The organism is Lactonifactor sp. BIOML-A5, from assembly GCF_009677585.1.
Lineage (GTDB): Bacteria > Bacillota > Clostridia > Lachnospirales > Lachnospiraceae > Lactonifactor.
In genome coordinates this window covers 219,642-238,146 of the sequence record NZ_WKYV01000003.1, presented here as the reverse complement: position 1 = coordinate 238,146, position 18,505 = coordinate 219,642, and the positions used below count along the sequence as shown (strand labels likewise).

Here is an 18,505-nt window from a genome sequence, read left to right as displayed (position 1 = left end):
AAAATCTCCTGCGGGAATCCCGGTTTTGCCTAAGACTCTCTACTCACTCCTGCGGAATCGTCCCCGGAACTTAAGCCTTCCTCCCGCCCAACCCAGCCAGCCCGCTGCCGCGGGATTCCTCTCACCTGGGTATGGGGAAGTTCCAGGGGGTTCGCTATCTATCAAAAACATCAAGCGGACAATAGTACGAAATAAGAGGGAAATGTACAACTCTCAACCTTTCCCCCGTTTTCCGTGAATGTGAAGTGAGTCTCTGCCAGGTCAAGGGAGGAGGTCTTGGGGCCAGGGGTACTGGGTGGATCTGTGCAGACTACGGAGTGCGTCCGAAGATCCACTGCCGGCGGTCACTTAGGAGCGAAGGCTTTCCTGAGCTTCTTAGTGAACGGCCAGGCAGTTAGCTAAGGAGAAACGCAGTAGCAAGCAGATCCACCCAGTACCCCTGGCCCCAAGACCTCCTCCCTTGACCGTCCGTCTGCGACACTCCGCTCGCCGACTATTTTATCTCGAACTTTACATACACAAAACTATTATTTATCAGCCGTCCTCCTATAGATATTCGCCAGCACAGCCCCGGATGTATTATGCCATATACTAAAGACAGCCCCAGGTATGGTCGCCAGGGGATACTGCGCAAAGTGTGTGGATGCCAGAGACGTTGCCAGGCCAGCGTTCTGCATGCCTACTTCAATAGAGACAGCTCTGCATTTTCGGGTATCCAGTTTCAGGGCCTTGCCTACGGCATAGCCGGAGGCATATCCCAGAAGATTGTGCAGGACAACGACGAAGCCAATGACAAGACCCGACGTCATGATTTTGGAGGCATTATCGGACACTACTGCGGCAACAATAGCAACAATAGCGGTTGTGGAGATGAGCGGCAGGATCTCCACAATTTTCTCTGTCACGGCTTTAAAAAAGTGATGGATGATAAAGCCGCCTGCGATGGGTATGACAACAACTTTAAGGATAGATAAAAACATGCTTAGAACATTAACCTCTACTCTGGTGCCCGCAAAGAGATAGGTCAGGGGAGGGGTTAGAAAGGGTGCGAGTAAGGTGGAAACACTGGTCATGCCCACGGAGAGCGCTACATCTCCTTTGGAGAGATACGTCATTACGTTGGATGAGGTCCCTCCCGGACATGTCCCCACGAGGATTACGCCTATGGCCAGATCTGTGGGAAGAGAAAAAAGCCTGGTCAGCAAAAATGCCAGAAGAGGCATGATAGTAAATTGGGCCAGGCACCCGATGATAACGTCCTTGGGACGGCTGAAAACCACTTTAAAATCATTTGGCTGTAAGGTTAATCCCATGCCGAACATGACAACACCCAACAGCGTATTGACATAAGCAGTTTTTATAAAACCAAAGGTATCCGGAGTGAAGAGAGCCAGAGCTGAGACGGCTATTACAATAACCGCCATATAACGGCTGACAAAGCTGGTGATTTTTCTTAAGGTATTCATAAGGGGGTCTCCTTTGACAAAAGTATCTTGTGTGGTTTGCCGGTTAAGTAAGGAACAGAAAGGCCCCTGTCTCTACAAAGAGACAAAGGGCCTAACCTTTGCGATACTGTTTTTATCATAGCAATCTGTGATACGAATGTCAACATGAGGCGTACCAAAAATAAGGCGAAATCTTTATAAAAACCCGTAGCCCAGTTCTTCCAGTTTTTTATCCAGCCAGGGCGTGGAATGCCCTTCTTCGGTTTTTATCATGAGGGGAGTCAGCCGATAATGGCGCTTACCCATAAAACATTTCCGAATAATGCACAAGTAAGACACATGTATCAAAAGATGTACGGGCTTACCAGAGGACCTGCCAGACAGTGCCATACAAGCTGTCTGAAAGGGGTACAAATTAAAACAAAATCTATGTAATAAAACAAAATATGTGTTGATTTAAGAGCAGGATTATGTTATATTGATGGTGAATCCGGATAAATTGCCAAGAATATTAGGTGAAGTGCACAAAAACTCTGGACAAAAAAAGAATATTAGAAAGGGAGGAAAAGGATGAGAAATAAGTTTTGGAGAAAATCAAAACGGGGACTCGCCTTGTTTATGGGTATTACCGTGAGTCTGACTTCCATGAATATGCCGGTTTTGGCGGCTGAGGCGGATGATCTTCCGTCAGCAAATGAGGCTGTTCTGGATGAGGAACCCGGAACCTATGAAGGTGATGTTCCGGATCTCTCACAGAATGAAACGGATGGAGAAAACCGGGAGGACGAAGCCGGGGATAATATACCATCAGAGGAGGACACAGACAGTGGAGAGGCTGCCCCTGTCATGCTCAATCAGGAGGCAGGCACAAATTATACTAATGAAAGCCCGTCCCTTCCGGGCATGGGAGAACAGCTTTACATTAACGATTTCACAAATATGGATGAACTGGATACCTATCCGGGGAACAATGCCGGTGATTTTAACTGTGTGGATAATGCACTTACTATAACCGGAGGTTCAGGTAATAAGGCAATCGTAAAGGAGCAAAGTTTTACAGATTTTGTAATAGAAGCAGATGTTACCGTGGATGCTCAGGCAGATATGGGTGACAAGTCCAGCTCTCAGGCCGGTATCCTGTTTCGTGCTTCTGAGGCCTCAGGCAATGTAGCTGATGGATATAATGGATATTACTTCTGTGTAGATGCTAAGAACAGCAAGGTCACTCTTGGAAAAACCAGGGGAAATCAGTGGACAGAGCTTGCCTCCAAGAAAACAACGGTTAATTTCGGGGAGACCTATCATCTGACCGTAGCTGTCTCAGGAGATAAGATCTCTTGTTATGTAGATTATAATGGAAATAATTTTGCCAAGATTGAAGCAAAGGACAGCGATCACGCGGCAGGAAGCGTAGGTGTCAGAAACTGGCTTTCCAATGCATCCTACAGGAACATCAGAGTCTCTGCCTATACAGAACCGGAAATCGAAGGGGATACTTATACAAACCCGCTCCTTTCCATGTGCGCAGATCCTGATGTACTGTACTACAATGGCACCTATTATCTGTATCCTACCAATGCAGGGGATGCCAATGACGATCAGGGAATTAAAGTCTATACATCAACAGATTTGATTCACTGGGCCGACAAGGGCTGGGCGCTCTCCAAGGATGATGTCTGGGGGAATGCAAACTTCTGGGCACCGGATATTATTGAGCGTGACGGTACCTTTTATATGTATTATGTATCCGAGGAACACCTCTGTGTGGCAACCAGCAAGTCTCCTCTGGGTCCCTTTGTGCAGGAAGAAAAGAAACCCATGCATGATGATATCAAGGAGATCGATGCTCATGTATTCCAGGACGACGACGGACAGTATTATATTTATTTTGTAAGATTCGATAACGGAAATGTGATCGAAGGCGCAAAATTAAATGATGATATGATGACCATGGATGACAGCACTATTACCCGTGTTCTGACACCTGACACAGGCTGGGAGACGGATATGGCCAGAGTGAATGAAGGGCCCTTTATGCTTAAGAAAGATGGTGTGTACTATCTTACATATTCAGGATCTCACTTTGAGAGCAATAATTACGGATCCGGGTATGCAACCAGCGACTCTCCTCTCGGCCCGTATACTAAATACGAGAACAATCCTATTATGCAGTCGAACTCCATGGTACACGGCGCGGGCCACCACGGAATCGCGGAATCCCCCGACGGCCAGGAGCTGTTCATGATCTATCACTGCCATAATAATCTGAAAGATACAGAACCCAGGCGTCTGTGCATTGACCGTCTTCAGTTTACAGAGGACGCAGACGGCAATACGGTACTGGAAGTAAAAGGACCTACAGTGACACCCCAGGCGGCTCCCTCAGGATCCGTGAATGTGGATAACCTCATTGAGGTAAAGAGTCCGGAAGGGGAGAATGTAGTAGAAAACGGAACTGCACCGGAAGACTGGAATATTCAGGCGAGCCTTATCACTTCTGCTCAGGAAAAAGGGGTGGAAAAGAAGGCTGCTGTAGAATGGAATGCTGAAGGCTACGACCCGGCAGACAAAGAAGAACAGAAACTTCAGGTAACGGGTACCGTGATTCTGCCGGAAGGCGTAGAGAACCTTGGAAATATTCCTCTGACAGTTACAGCCAATGTTACGGTTAAGAGAGATATGTCCACAGAAGATTCCCTGGACGAGATTCTGGGCAAGGTTGAGATCCGAAATAAGGATAACATTATGGAAAACATCACGCTTCCCACAGAGCAGGATGGCCTGGCGCTTACCTGGAAGTCTGATAAAGAATCCGTAATCTCAACAAAAGAAAAAGAGAATGACAATTATTACACCACACCTGCCGGTGTTGTTACCCGTCAGGACAAGGATACATCGGTGACCCTTACGGTTTCGGCGGAGAAGGACGGGGTAACCAGATCCCGGGAGATCAAAACAACCGTAAAGGCTAAGCCGGAGAAAAAAGAGTATGTCGCCTATCTGTATGCCCATTTTAAAGAGCATCCTGGAGAGGTGGGAGAACAGGATGTTTTCTTTGGCATCAGCAAGAACGGCCTGGACTGGACGGCCCTGAATAATAATGAAGCAGTATTAAAGTCTGAGGTTGGCGATAAAAAGGTCAGAGATCCTTATATTATCCGTTCCGCAGACGGGGATAAATTCTATCTGATAGCTACCGATCAGAATATCTACCAGTACGGCGGCGTTGACTGGGACAAGCTTTCCACCCAGGGAAGTCAGGCACTCACCATCTGGGAATCTACGGACCTGGTAAACTGGACAGATCACAGAAGAGTTGTTGTGGCAGATTCTGTCAATGCCGGCTGTGCCTGGGCGCCGGAGGCTATCTATGACGAGGGTACCGGAGAATATCTGGTATACTGGTCAAGCAAGGTGGCTGACGACAATTATGCAAGGCAGTATAATTTTGTATCCAAGACCAGAGATTTCTATACCTTTACAGAGCCTGAGGTATACAATGATCTGGGAAGTAATATTGATACGTCCATTCACAAAGAAGGCAATAAGTATTACAAGCTGATTAAGCTGGAGGAGGGTGATAACACCCATGTGATTCTTCAGTCTGCGGAGGAGCATCCTCTGGCATACGGGGAAGAAGTAAATGAAGTAGTCATCGGCGACAAATCTTACAAGAATCTGGGGGCAAATTATACCCAGATCGATAACTCTGCAGACGGCTGCCTGGAATCCTTCAGGGGTCCTTACGAAGGCGCCACCATGTTTAAGTTTAACGACAGAGACGAATGGTGCGTCATGGTAGATGAATACGGCGGACAGACCAGAGGTTATATCCCCTTTATCAGTGATGACCTGGATAAACCTAATAACGTAAAAGCCCTGTCTAACAATGATTATATTATGCAGGACGGCGGTAAACACGGTGTCATTCTTCCGATTACTCAGGAGGAGTATGATGCTTTAACCGCTAAGTGGGGTGTTGCAAAAGAAGAGATCAATGAGACAGAACAGAAAGAGCCCGTAATTTCCTATGATTTTGAGGAAGAACTTGCAGACGGCACAATAAAAGATAAATCAGGGAATAATTTGAATGCCGCACTGTTCGGCAATGCTGCATACAAGTATGACGAAGAGAAAAAGAGTAATGTATTATACCTGGATGGTTCTAAGGGTACTTATGCACAGCTGCCAACCGGATTCTTCGACGGTATGGATAATCTGACTATAAGTATGGATGTAAAGCCTGAGACAACAGACACAAATCATGTGGACTTTAGTATAGGCCAGGATAATAACCGGTATATGTTTATCAGGTTCCGTGACTATGATATTACTTCTGGTATCACAACCAGGAGCTGGCAGAACGAATATAAACTGGTAGACGGTGAGACCGGAAGACTTAATAAATGGGTGAATGTAAAGGTTGTGGTAGAGGGGCACAAGATGTCTATGTATGTAGACGATCAGCTCATCGCTGTCAATCCCCATGTGAGAAGTATCCAGGAGCTGGGAGCTGATCTGATCTCTTATCTTGGAAAGTCCTTCTATGATGACCCTTACTTTAAGGGATGCTACGACAATATCCAGATTTACAACAGAGCCATGAGCTCTGATGAAATCGTAACTGCGAGAAAAATGAAGGTAAAAATGGAGGCGGAAAACGCAAGACTTACTTTGCCTGCCAAGGCGGTGGACAGAGGAGACGCTTCCGGCGGCAGAAAAGTTGGAACGATTGATAATTCCAGCGCCACAGTAACCTTTACCCTGGATGCGCCAAAGGCTGGAACCTACAGAGTTGATATTGTATCAGGAAGCGGTACGGATCAGCCAAATGCATCCGCCAAATACTATGTAAACGGAGATATCTCCAACGCAAAAATTGTAGATTATATCCCTAAGGGATGGGATGTATGGACGGCCTATCCGGTGGAAGTGGAACTGAACAAAGGACTGAATACCTTTACCGTTACACATTCCGGAAGAGCAAACAGCTTCTCTGAACTGGACTATATTACATTCTACAATTATAATCCCAAGCTGGATTCCATCACATTGGACGGTGAACCTCTGGAAGGCTTTGACACTAACACTCATGAGTATTCCGTGGAAGTCAAAGACTTGAGCAAGATTCCGGAGATCAAAGCGCAGATGGCAGAAGAGTCCAAAGATTACTTTGATGTAAAGGTAACTCAGGCAGACAACGAGCTGCTTACCGGAAAGGTTGAGGTAACCTCCCCGTTGGATGAGAGCTTCCATGAGGAGTACACCATCCGCCTCTACGACAGCAGTGCATTTTCCAATCCTCTGGTGAATTATGGGGCAGATCCCTATGTGACTTACCAGGATGGATATTACTATTATGTAAGGGTGCATAAGGATAAAGAAATCTATGTATCCCGCTCAAAAGAATTGAACAGAATCGCTGCAACGCAGCCGTATATGGTCTATACACCTGCGGAGGGTGAACCGGACAGAGAGCTCTGGGCGCCGGAAATCCACTATCTGAACGGCAAATGGTATATCTATTACACCGCGGGAGCCGGTAATGACCACAGAATGTATGTGCTGGAAAGCAAGACAGACAATGCTCTGGGCGAGTATGAATTTAAAGGAAAATTAGCACCGACCACAGACAAGTGGGCCATTGACCAGACAGTTCTGGAATACAACGGAAAATTATATGCCGTGTGGTCCGGCTGGGAAGGGGATGTAAATGTAGAACAGAGAATCTACATTGCCCAGATGTCAGATCCGTGTACCATTTCCAGTGAGAGAGTGGAACTCTCCCGCCCGGAATACGCATGGGAATTGAATGGAACACCAAGAATCAACGAAGGCGCACAGATTGCAGTATCACCGGACGGAATAACCAACATTATTTACTCTGCCAGTGGAAGCTGGACCGACGACTACTGTCTGGGCAGACTGACGCTGAAGAAAGACGGAGATCCAATGAATCCGGATGACTGGGAGAAGGGAACAGAGGCTGTATTTATGAAGAATGCACCTTCTACCTATTCCACAGGCCATGCCTGCTTTACAACTTCACCAGACGGCACAGAATCCTATATTGTGTACCATGCAACAAGAGGAGCCGGACAGGGATGGAACGGTAGAGGCGTGCGGACCCAGAAATTTACATGGAATGAAGATGGAACTCCTAATTTTGGCAAGGCAATTGCATATGATGCAAAAGTAAACAAACCTTCAGGAACACCGGATACAGAGCGGACCCGCATAGAAGCGGAAAGCGGAGAGCTTGCCAACGGTGCGGCTGTGGAAGAAACCTATAACTCCTCTGCAGGAAAGAAGGTAACAGGTCTGGACAATGAAGGCGCGAGTGTAACCTTCAAAGCAGATGTAAAAGATAAAGGTACCTATAAACTGTATCTCGGCGCAGCTACCAGCGCGGACAATGCGGGGCTGGCGGTATCTGTAAACGGTGGAGAAGCGGTTGCTAAAGAAGTGGTTTCCTTCAACGCTTCCCCAGGAAACGGATTATGCGTAGACAACTGGATGGGCTATGAACTGGAGGTTGAGCTGAACAGAGGTGAAAATACTATCTCTGTGGGCAAGAGTGCGGAACTGACAGCAGCGGATCTGGACTATATTGAATTAGAGCTTCTGGAGAAAGCGCCTTCAGCAGCGTGGGTTCAGGATGGAGATCGCTGGATGTATCAAAATGAGGATGGGTCTTTTGTTAAGGAAGACTGGAAACTCATTGAAGGCAAATGGTATCATTTTGACCAGGCAGGCTACCGGCAGTCCGGCTGGATTCAGGATGGAAAAACCTGGTACTATCTGGCGGATGACGGAGTGATGGTAACGGGCTGGCTGTCATATGGAAATGCCTGGTATTATCTGAAGAGCAGCGGAGCGATGGCTACTGGCTGGATTCAGGACGGACAACATTGGTATTACCTGAAGGGCGATGGAAAGATGGCCACCGGCTGGCTGCAGGATGGTAAAACCTGGTATTATCTGAAAGGCAATGGAATGATGGCTACCGGCTGGCTGCAGGATGGCAAGACTTGGTATTACCTGAAGAGCAATGGGGCTATGGCTACCGGCTGGCTGTTGGATGGTAAAAACTGGTATTACCTGAGAAGCAACGGAGCGATGGTAACGGGCTGGCTGCTGGACGGAAAGACCTGGTATTATCTGAAGAGCAATGGAATGATGGCCACAGGCTGGCTGAAGGACGGAAAGACCTGGTATTACCTGAAGAGTAGCGGAGCCATGGCTACCGGCTGGCTGTTAGACGGAAAAACCTGGTATTATCTGAGAAGCAGCGGAGCCATGGCCACGGGCTGGCTGAAGGATGGAAAGACCTGGTATTACCTGAAGAACAGCGGAGCCATGGCCACAGGCTGGCTGAAACTTGGCAGCACTTGGTATTATCTGAAGGATAATGGAGCAATGGCCACAGGCTGGATTAAGGTGCAGGGCAAATGGTACTATTGCCAGTCAAGCGGCAAAATGGTTGCGGATGCATGGGTTGGTAAGTATTATGTAAATGAGTCAGGCGTATGGACAAGAACAAGGTAGTATGAAATAAGGAAAAGAAAAGGAGAAGGACTGTTCCCCAAAAAGGGAGCAGTCCTTCTCCTTTTGTCAGCTTCTGTGCATAGCCCGGAATGCTTTAGGGGTAATCCCCGTTAATTTTTTAAAACATTTGTTAAAATAACTGATGTTAGAAAAGCCTGACATAAGGGCGATTTCCAATACTGGCTTCTGTGTGGAAAGCAGCATGCCGCATGCCTTTTCAATCCGCAGATAATTCATATATTCCATGAGTGTTTTCCCAAAATGCTTTTTAAAGTATCTGCAGAAGTATTTGGGGGACATATGAAAGAAACCGGCAATCTCATTCAGATATAGTTTCTCAGAATAATGATCCTCCAGATAGGAAAGAATAGACTTATCAAAGCCGGAGGACTGCACGGTCTTCTGCTGGGGAACCAGCATATGTTCTTCGTACAGACAGCTGATAATCTGATAAAGCATGGCTTTTGTATAGAGCTGGTATCCGGGGCACTGCTGTTTGTTTTTTTCAATCAGCGTGAGGATGCAGCTGCTGATACTGTTTCGGCATGCAGACTGGCGGGGAATACTTGTGGGAAACAAAAGGGTTCCCTGTATAAGGGGCTTCAGATAAAAAGCCTGGCTATAATCTTCCCGGGCGAATCCCAGGGAGTCCAGAGGGAATACATAAGCGTAATAAAGGGATTGGGAATCCTCGGATTTAAACTGGTGAATCAGTCCGCTGTTAATAAAGCAGATATCCCCCGGCAATAGATTGTAATCCGTACCTTCCACTGTGAGCATAGTGGTTCCCTGAATCTGGCAGATTACCTCTATCTCCCTGTGCCAATGGGCGCTGACAAACAAATGCCCTGTCTCGTTATTCATTTCATAGTGCTGAAAAGGGAAGAGAAAAGTCCCCCTCTGCTGTATTTCCTGAAAGACTGAATCCATAGGCTCCCTCCCTTTTATGTGGTGAAAATAATGTTATTCCAAAGGCGAAAAAACAGAAGAATCCTGCAGTTATGTGAGATATAATTCCAGTATAATAAAAATCTGATAAAAATCAAGGAGAAAACAGATGGAGAAAAAATGGTGGCACGATAAAGTAGCATATCAGATCTATCCAAAGAGCTTTTGTGATACTAATGGAGATGGAATTGGGGATCTGCGGGGAATCATAGAAAAACTGGATTACTTGAAGGAGCTGGGGGCAGATATTATCTGGATATCTCCGGTATATTGTTCTCCTATGAAGGATCAGGGATATGATATTTCTGATTATTATAACATAGACCCTGTCTTTGGAACCATTGAGGACATGGAGGAGCTCCTGAGTGAAGCCAGGAAAAGGGAACTCTATATTCTGATGGACTTGGTTATCAATCATTGTTCCTCCGAGCATGAATGGTTTCAAAAGGCACTGCAGGATCCGGAAGGAGAGTACGGGCGGTATTTTTATATTCGAAGAGGAAAGGACGGGATGCCTCCCAACAACTGGAGAGGGAACTTCGGGGGCAGCGCGTGGTCCCGGATTGAGGGGACGGATCTGTATTATCTGCACACATTTCATGAGACCCAGCCGGATTTGAACTGGGAAAACCCGGCTGTGAGGAGAAAGCTGTATGAGATGATTAACTGGTGGCTGGAGAAAGGCCTGGCAGGATTCCGTATTGACGCAATTATTAATATAAAAAAAGAACTGCACTTTAGAAATTATCCTGCGGATCGGGAGGATGGTACCTGCAGTATCCGATGCATGCTGCAGGAGGCCCAGGGAATCGGGGAATTCCTCACAGAATTGAGAGAGAACACATTTGACCGTTACAATGCATTTACAGTGGCTGAAGTCTTTGACAATAAACCGGAGGAACTGGAAAAGTTTATCGGAGAAGACGGGTACTTTTCTACCATGTTTGATTTCAGCATTGAGTCTGCACGTACAGGAGACAACTGGTACGAGATGAATCAGCTGCGTCCGGAGGAGATAAAAAAAATTATCTTTGACAGCCAGGAGAGGACCCGGGAGATAGGCCTTCTGGCAAATATCATCGAAAATCATGACGAACCCAGAGGTGCCAGCGCCTTCTTTGCGGAGGAACCGGACCGTGAGGAAAGCAAAACCATGCTTGCCGTTTTACAGCTTCTCCAGCGAGGCATTCCTTTTCTGTATCAGGGCCAGGAGATAGGAATGACAAATGTTGTTTTCCAGGATATTGCTCAGGTAGACGATGTGGCTTCCAGGGATCAGTATCAGGCAGCGCTGGAGGCGGGATACAGCGAAGAAGAGGCCCTTAGAATTGTAAATCTGCGCAGCAGGGATAACTGCCGGACTCCCTTTCAGTGGAGCAGTGAAAAAAATGCGGGATTCACTGACGGCACTCCCTGGCTTATGGTAAACAGTAATTACAGAAAAATTAATCTTAAGAGCCAGCAACGGGATGAGAGATCCGTTTATTCTTTTTATAAAAAGCTAATCCGGCTGCGAAAAGAGGAGGAGTATAAAGATACCTTCGTATACGGAACATTCCGTCCGGCATACGAGGAACACAACAATATTTTTGCTTATTACCGGGAGAGTGAGAGGCAGAGAATTGCTGTGATAGCAAACTATCAGAAAGAATCACAGGAGCTTATGCTGACAGACCAGTGCGAAAAGATTCTCCTCAATAATTACAGAGACCTCAGTCTGAAGGGTGGGAGACTGTATCTGGAAGGATATCAGGCGGTTGTTCTACTGCTGAAAAAAATTAGCTGTTAAGTATTGTATAAAACAGACAAAAAGTACCATGCTAAATTGTAGAAATAATGGAATTTATTTTTAAAACTTGCGGCACACTGTAAAGTGTGCTACTATAAAATCGTCAATTGGAAACGTTACCGGTAAAGATACCGACAACGTTTCCGAACGAGCGAAAGGATAACCGATAATTTAAAAGAATAAAGGAGGATTTATCATGAAGAAGAAGCTGGTAGCAGCAGCACTCTGTATGGCAATGACTGCTGTCACATTGGCAGGGTGCGGAGAGGACAAGGGAGCGTCATCTGCTGAGGGGAGCGTATATTACCTGAACTTTAAACCGGAGGTAACGGATATCTGGGAAGAGATTGCTCAGAAATACACGGAAGAAACGGGTGTAAAGGTAAAAGTTGTCACTGCAGCGGGAGGAAATTACGAGTCAACCCTGAAATCTGAGATCGCCAAGTCAGATGCACCTACCCTCTTTCAGATTAACGGACCTATCGGATACCAGTCCTGGAAGGATTACTGTGCGGATCTGAGCGATACAGAATTCTATAAGGCTCTGACCGATCCGTCTCTGGCTATTACAGGAGATGACGGCGGGGTATACGGAGTGCCCTATACAATTGAAGGCTACGGCATTATTTACAACGATGAGATTATGCAGAAATATTTTGCTATGGAAGGAGCAGCAGCTTCTTCTGTGGATGAAATTACAAGCTTTGATAAGCTGAAAGCGGTTGTTGAGGACATGCAGAGTAAAAAAGATGCCCTGGGAATAAAAGGCGTGTTCGCCTCCACCTCCCTGCTGCCCGGAGAAGAGTGGAGATGGCAGACACATCTTGCCAATATTCCCGTGTACGCGGAATATAAGGATAAGGATGTGGATGACTTAAAGGAAATTGATTTTACCTACGCGGATAATTTTAAAAATACCTTTGACCTGTATCTGAACAATTCCAGCACAGAGCCTACCATGCTGGGCAGCAAGGGTGTGAATGATTCTATGGCAGAATTTGCCCTTGGCCAGGTGGCTATGGTACAGAACGGAAACTGGGCATGGAGCCAGATTGGAGAGGTTCAGGGGAATGTAGTCAAAGAAGAAAACATTAAGTTTATGCCTATCTATACCGGCCTGGATGGAGAAGAAAATCAGGGCCTCTGCATCGGTACAGAGAACTACTTCAGCATTAACAGCCAGACCTCAGAGGCAAACCAGAAGGCATCTGTTGATTTTGTGAATTGGCTGATTAATTCTGACACAGGGAAAGACTATATGACCAATAAGCTGGGCAACGTGGCGCCGTTTACTACCTTTAACGATGAAGAAAAACCACAGGATCCTCTTGCAAAATCTATGCTGGATTCCATGGAAAGCGGCAAAGAATCCATTCCGTGGGTATTTACTACCTTCCCCAGCCAGACCTTTAAAGATAACTTTGGAGCGGCCCTTTTAGAGTATGCACAGGGCAGCATGGAGTGGAGCGATGTTGTAAACACAGTAAAAGAACAGTGGAAGGCTGAGAAAGCAGCCGTTCAGGAGTAGATATCAGGGCGGGCAGCTTTGGCTGTCCGCCGGTACTACCGGATAAGGAGAAGGAAATGGATAAAAATCTGAAAAAATATTTTCCTATATTTGTACTTCCTACTCTGCTTGCATTTTTTATTGCTTTTGTGATTCCCTTTATTATGGGTGTATACCTGTCATTTTGCGACTTCACTACAGTAACGAATGCAAAATGGGTTGGAATCGATAATTACATCAAGGCGTTTACCAACAAAGAATTCCTCAATGCCCTTTGGTTTACCGTCCGGTTTGCAGTGGTAGCGGTTATCTCCATAAATGTGTTTGGATTTCTTCTGGCCTTGCTCCTGACCAGAGGAATCAGGGGAACGAATTTATTCCGCACCGTATTCTTTATGCCAAACCTTATCGGCGGTATTGTGCTGGGCTATATCTGGCAGTCTATGATAAACGGTGTGCTGGCCAAATATCAAGTTACTATGCTGATGGATGCCAAGTATGGTTTCTGGGGGCTGGTAATTCTTATGAACTGGCAGCTCATTGGCTATATTATGATTATTTACATTGCGGGACTGCAGAACATATCGCCTGATTTGATGGAAGCCGCGAAAATAGACGGCGCCACCAGCTGGCAGGCGTTAATTAAAATTAAGATCCCCATGGTAATGCCGTCCATTACCATCTGCCTGTTCCTTACAATTGCCAATTCCTTTAAGATGTTTGACCAGAACCTGGCGCTCACTGCCGGAGGGCCGTCTAATAAGACAACTATGATGGCGCTGGATATCTATAATACGTTCTACGGGAAGGTGGGATTTGAGGGAGTTGGCCAGGCAAAAGCGGTAGTATTCTTTGTTATCGTGGCTATCATTGGAATCTCACAGGTAGTATTATCCAGAAAGAAGGAGGTGGAAAGCTGATGAAAAAACAAAAAGCGGCGGATACAGGCATTCTTTGCCTTTTGATTGTGCTGGTAGTTGCCTTTATCACACCTATCTTCTTTGTGCTCATGAACTCTTTTAAAGGAAAGCTTTACATCAGTGAGAATCCATTTAGCTTTCCAAGAGGAGAATTGTTCGCGGGCATCACCAATTACACAGAGGGAATCCGTAAGACCGGTTTTTTCCAGGCCTTTGGGTATTCGGCGTTTATCACAGTGTTCTCTGTGTTTGCAATTGTTTTATTTACCTCTATGACGGCATGGTACATCACCAGGGTAAAAAATAAGCTCTCCTCAGTTTTATACTATACTTTTGTATTTTCCATGATCGTACCCTTCCAGATGATTATGTTTACGATGTCAAAGCTTGCAGATACCTTAAAGCTTAATAATCCTCTGGGGATGGTGGTACTTTATCTGGGATTCGGAGCAGGGCTGTCGGTATTTATGTTTTGCGGTTTTGTGAAGAGCATACCACTGGATATTGAGGAGGCGGCTATGATCGACGGCTGTACGCCGCTGCAGACCTACTTTCAGATTGTATTTCCCATCTTGAAGCCAACAGCCATTACGGTGGCAATATTAAATGCAATGTGGGTGTGGAATGACTACCTGCTACCATATCTGGTGATAGGAGTATCCACAAAATATAAAACCATTCCCGTAGTGGTACAGTATCTGATGGGGTCTTACGGAGCGAAAGACTATGGATCCTTGATGGCACTGCTTGTGCTGTCTATTATACCGATTATTATATTTTATTTATTCTGCCAGAAGTATATCATTGAAGGTGTAGTTGCTGGCGCAGTAAAAGGTTAGGAGAATTGTAAATGCGATCAAGTGGAATATTACTGCCTGTTTCCAGCCTGCCATCGGAATATGGCATTGGATGTTTTTCAAAAAGTGCATATGAGTTTGTTGACAATTTAAGAGAGGCGGGGCAGAGATACTGGCAGATTCTGCCTTTGGGACCTACCAGCTACGGAGATTCACCGTATCAGTCTTTTTCCACTTTTGCAGGAAATCCTTATTTTATTGATTTAGAGGCACTGATACAGCAGGGACTATTGACAGAAGAAGAATGCAGAACCGCGGACTTTGGAGAAGATGCCCAATACGTGGATTACGAGAAACTTTACAGAAGCAGAGATGCATTGCTGGGGACGGCATGCCGAAGAAGCGGGCTGAGAGAAAGCCAAGAGTTTCGGGACTTTTTGGCCGAGCAGAGAGAGTGGCTGGAAGACTATGCTCTGTATATGGCAATTAAGAAGAAAATGAATCATGTCAGCTGGTTGGAATGGCCCTGCGAACTGCGGGACAGAGATCCGGATACGATGGAGACCTGTCGGAGGGAACTGGGGGAGGAGATTTATTTCTATCAGTTTGTACAATATGAATTTTACAGACAGTGGAATCAGCTCAGACGCTATGCCAACCGTCAGGGAGTTCGGATCATTGGGGATATTCCCATCTATGTGGCGCTGGACAGCTCAGATGTTTGGGCAGACCGGGAGTTGTTCCAATTCGGGGCGGACGGACTGCCATCAGCCATAGCGGGCTGTCCCCCGGACGGTTTTTCGGCCACCGGACAGCTGTGGGGGAATCCCCTTTATGACTGGGACCGCCACCGGGCGACCGGATATGAGTGGTGGATCCGGAGGATGAGATGCTGCAGTGAGTGGTATGATGTGGTGCGGATCGATCACTTCCGGGGATTTGACCAATATTATGCCATTCCTTTTGGGGATAAGACTGCAGAGCATGGCCAGTGGCAGGATGGCCCCGGCCTGGAACTCTTTCAGGCCATACAAAGGGAATTGGGAGAGATACAGGTCATTGCAGAAGATCTGGGATTTATTACGGAGGGAGTGGAGAATCTGGTCCGGGATACGGGATATCCAGGGATGAAGGTACTGGAATTTGCCTTTGACTCCAGAGAGGCCAGCAATTATCTTCCCCATACGTATACCTCTAATTGTGTAGTGTATACAGGCACCCATGACAATGAGACCATTACCGGCTGGTATCAGAATCTCTGTCCGGAGGATCTGGAGTACTGCCGGGAATACATGGGGAACTGCCGGACACCCCTGGAAGAGATTCACTGGGATTTTATCCGGCTGGCTATGATGAGTGTGGCTAAAATATGCATCATTCCCATGCAGGACTATCTGGGGTTAGACAACAGAGCCCGTATGAACCAGCCTTCCACAGTGGGAGGAAACTGGAGATGGAGACTGCAGAAAGGCCAAACCGATCCAAAATTGCTTGAAAAAATACGGAAATTAACTATAATTAGTGGTAGGTGTAACTACTGATGATAGAGCAGGAGGAAAGGAAGCAGGCATGGAGGAAGTCACAATCAAGGATATTGCAAGGCTCTGCGGAGTTGGCGTAAGTACGGTATCCCGTGCTATTAACAACCACCCGGATATTAATCCTGAGACAAGGGACCATATATTAAATATCATAAAGGAGTACAATTACATTCCGAATAACAGTGCCCGAAACCTGAAGCGAACGGAATCCAAAACCATAGCAATCTTAGTGAAAGCTATAGACAATCCTTTTTTCTCAAGTATGATACGAGTCTTTGAAAAAGAGATAAAATATGAACGATTTGATTTTTTCCTCCAGCATATTGACAACAACCAGGATGAGATAGAGGTTGCCATAGGGCTGGCTAAGGAAAAAAAACTTATGGGGATTGTATTCCTGGGAGGGTTCTCAGAACACAGCGACGAGGCACTCAGGCAGCTTAAGGTACCCTTTGTGGTAAGTACCGTGGAGCTGGATAATTCTGTGGAAGACGGTCTGTATTCATTTGTATCTGTGGATGACAAGAAAGAGAGCAGAAGGCTTGCGGATTACCTGATCGGCCTTGGGCACAGGCGAATCGCCCTTTTGTCCGCCCAAAAGGATGATGAAAGCATCGGCAAGCTGCGTATGGAGGGCTATAAAAGCGCCCTCGCCCAACACGGAATCCCCTTAGATGAAGACCTGATTGTCTATACCCCCAAGGACTGCGAAGTGTATTCCAGGAAAAGCGGTTATGTGATGATGCAGCAGCTTATGGAGCGTGAGAAAGACTTTACTGCGGTTATCGCTATTTCTGATATGGTAGCAGTGGGAGCCTGTAAGGCAGCATTTCAAAAGGGGAAAAAAATACCTGAGGATTATTCTGTTGCAGGGTTTGACGGTCTGCCGGAGACTTTCTATTATGAACCGTCTATCACGACTATAAGGCAGCCACTGGAAGAGATCGCGGAAAGTTCTATTAAAAATCTTTTCTATATGATCCGGCATGAGGAAAAAGCCCCCAACAAGAAGTTCGAGGGAGAACTTCTGAAACGGGAGTCTACAAGGAAAATTGGATAAGTGAGACAAGAGACAGAGACGTGAGGGATGTCCCCCGCGTCTCTGCTGCTATCTGGCACTGCGGTATTCTCTGGGAGTCATGTTAAATTTTCTCTTGAAGAGGCGGTTAAAATAAGATAAATTGGAGAATCCGCATTGCTCCGCAACCCACAGGATAGATTCCTCTGTCTCCGAAAGATATTTGGCAGAGATGGACAGACGGTAGTCATTCAGGTATTCGGTAAAGGTCATATCCATATTTTGTTTGAAAAATCGCATAAAATGAGACGGACTGAAATTCAGAAACCCGGCAGCATCTGAGAGGGACACAGAATGCATATAATTTTCCTCCACAAAGGTAAGGACCTTCTTCATCCGCTGAATATTCTGCTCTCCTGCGTAGCTGACTTCCTGCCGGGGCTGGGCGGAAAAAAGAAGAAAAAAGAAGCGGTACAGGATACTCTTTATAAACAGCTCATAATAGGGTTCCTGCCTGGAACATATATCGTCCAGCTCTTTGATACATCCATAAAGGCCAGGGTAATAAGGATATCCGCTGTGAATGTGGGAGGGGACGAAGTACCTTCTTTCAAAAAAAGGCCGCAGATATTCTGTGGTGCAGATATCAGGGTGCTGAGAGTAGAGGAGCCGGGTGTCGAAAAGAATGTTTTCATATTCCATATGTTGATCACAAAGCTGAGATATAGAGTGAAGCTGTCCGGGAAGCACCAGTATGATATCACCTGCCTGTACTTCATGGGAAATCAGATCCACGTCTGTCCTGCCCTGTCCCTTTTTTATAATTATGAGCTCTAGTTCATCGTGCCAGTGAGTAGAAATATTAGTAAAGTCCAGAGGAATGGTACACAGATAGGTATTATAAGGAAAGCGGGGATTCACATGAGGTTTGGTTTCGTGATAATATTCGTAATCGAAGGCTTTCATGTTCGGCTCCTTTTTCTATGACATGA

The 18,505-nt window shown here is 46.1% G+C and carries 10 protein-coding genes; 7 read left to right on the top strand and 3 right to left on the bottom strand.

Annotated features, from left to right (window positions below; genetic code table 11):
* Window positions 1-527: 527 nt before the first annotated feature.
* Window positions 528-1,466 carry a bile acid:sodium symporter family protein gene (locus tag GKG41_RS03665; RefSeq protein WP_154257157.1) on the bottom strand — a complete coding sequence of 313 codons (939 nt, stop codon included), beginning with the start codon at window positions 1,464-1,466 and terminating at the stop codon, window positions 528-530.
* A 549-nt stretch (window positions 1,467-2,015) separates the two neighbouring features.
* Here GKG41_RS03665 and GKG41_RS03660 point away from each other — a divergent pair.
* Window positions 2,016-8,993, top strand: coding sequence for a family 43 glycosylhydrolase (locus GKG41_RS03660; protein ID WP_154257155.1), 6,978 nt, complete (start codon window positions 2,016-2,018; stop codon window positions 8,991-8,993).
* 66 nt (window positions 8,994-9,059) lie between these two features.
* Here GKG41_RS03660 and GKG41_RS03655 read toward each other — a convergent pair whose 3' ends face one another.
* Complete coding sequence (locus GKG41_RS03655) at window positions 9,060-9,923, bottom strand: AraC family transcriptional regulator (RefSeq protein WP_154257153.1); 864 nt, start codon at window positions 9,921-9,923, stop codon at window positions 9,060-9,062.
* A gap of 127 nt (window positions 9,924-10,050) precedes the next feature.
* Here GKG41_RS03655 and GKG41_RS03650 point away from each other — a divergent pair, with 127 nt between their 5' ends.
* The 6 genes from GKG41_RS03650 (at window position 10,051) to GKG41_RS03625 (ending at window position 17,555) form a co-directional block, all read left to right on the top strand.
* Window positions 10,051-11,730: an alpha-glucosidase gene (locus GKG41_RS03650; RefSeq protein WP_154257151.1), complete on the top strand. Its 1,680-nt coding sequence runs from the start codon at window positions 10,051-10,053 to the stop codon at window positions 11,728-11,730.
* 196 nt (window positions 11,731-11,926) lie between these two features.
* Complete coding sequence (locus GKG41_RS03645) at window positions 11,927-13,258, top strand: ABC transporter substrate-binding protein (RefSeq protein ID WP_154257149.1); 1,332 nt, start codon at window positions 11,927-11,929, stop codon at window positions 13,256-13,258.
* Window positions 13,259-13,314: 56 nt separating this feature from the next.
* The gene (locus GKG41_RS03640; protein WP_154257147.1) at window positions 13,315-14,157 is read left to right on the top strand and encodes a sugar ABC transporter permease; all 843 of its coding nucleotides are present in this window, start codon (window positions 13,315-13,317) and stop codon (window positions 14,155-14,157) included.
* The gene (locus tag GKG41_RS03635; protein ID WP_154257145.1) at window positions 14,157-14,996 is read left to right on the top strand and encodes a carbohydrate ABC transporter permease; all 840 of its coding nucleotides are present in this window, start codon (window positions 14,157-14,159) and stop codon (window positions 14,994-14,996) included. The genes GKG41_RS03640 and GKG41_RS03635 overlap by 1 nt, the downstream gene beginning before the upstream one ends.
* An 11-nt stretch (window positions 14,997-15,007) precedes the next feature.
* Window positions 15,008-16,495, top strand: a complete 1,488-nt coding sequence (gene malQ, locus GKG41_RS03630) for a 4-alpha-glucanotransferase (protein WP_154257142.1) — start codon at window positions 15,008-15,010, stop codon at window positions 16,493-16,495.
* Window positions 16,496-16,523: 28 nt separating this feature from the next.
* Window positions 16,524-17,555 carry a LacI family DNA-binding transcriptional regulator gene (locus GKG41_RS03625; protein WP_154257141.1) on the top strand — a complete coding sequence of 344 codons (1,032 nt, stop codon included), beginning with the start codon at window positions 16,524-16,526 and terminating at the stop codon, window positions 17,553-17,555.
* Window positions 17,556-17,603: 48 nt separating this feature from the next.
* Here GKG41_RS03625 and GKG41_RS03620 read toward each other — a convergent pair whose 3' ends face one another.
* The gene (locus tag GKG41_RS03620) at window positions 17,604-18,479 is read right to left on the bottom strand and encodes an AraC family transcriptional regulator (protein ID WP_154257139.1); all 876 of its coding nucleotides are present in this window, start codon (window positions 18,477-18,479) and stop codon (window positions 17,604-17,606) included.
* Window positions 18,480-18,505 lie beyond the last annotated feature (26 nt).

What these genes read in the sequence shown, in the direction of transcription:
- GKG41_RS03665 (WP_154257157.1), bottom strand. Translation starts at nt 1,466, where the DNA reads ATGAATACCTTAAGAAAAATCACCAGCTTTGTCAGCCGTTATATGGCG.
- GKG41_RS03635 (WP_154257145.1), top strand. Translation starts at nt 14,157, where the DNA reads ATGAAAAAACAAAAAGCGGCGGATACAGGCATTCTTTGCCTTTTGATT.
- GKG41_RS03640 (WP_154257147.1), top strand. Translation starts at nt 13,315, where the DNA reads ATGGATAAAAATCTGAAAAAATATTTTCCTATATTTGTACTTCCTACT.
- GKG41_RS03660 (WP_154257155.1), top strand. Translation starts at nt 2,016, where the DNA reads ATGAGAAATAAGTTTTGGAGAAAATCAAAACGGGGACTCGCCTTGTTT.
- GKG41_RS03650 (WP_154257151.1), top strand. Translation starts at nt 10,051, where the DNA reads ATGGAGAAAAAATGGTGGCACGATAAAGTAGCATATCAGATCTATCCA.
- GKG41_RS03625 (WP_154257141.1), top strand. Translation starts at nt 16,524, where the DNA reads ATGGAGGAAGTCACAATCAAGGATATTGCAAGGCTCTGCGGAGTTGGC.
- GKG41_RS03645 (WP_154257149.1), top strand. Translation starts at nt 11,927, where the DNA reads ATGAAGAAGAAGCTGGTAGCAGCAGCACTCTGTATGGCAATGACTGCT.
- malQ (WP_154257142.1), top strand. Translation starts at nt 15,008, where the DNA reads ATGCGATCAAGTGGAATATTACTGCCTGTTTCCAGCCTGCCATCGGAA.
- GKG41_RS03620 (WP_154257139.1), bottom strand. Translation starts at nt 18,479, where the DNA reads ATGAAAGCCTTCGATTACGAATATTATCACGAAACCAAACCTCATGTG.
- GKG41_RS03655 (WP_154257153.1), bottom strand. Translation starts at nt 9,923, where the DNA reads ATGGATTCAGTCTTTCAGGAAATACAGCAGAGGGGGACTTTTCTCTTC.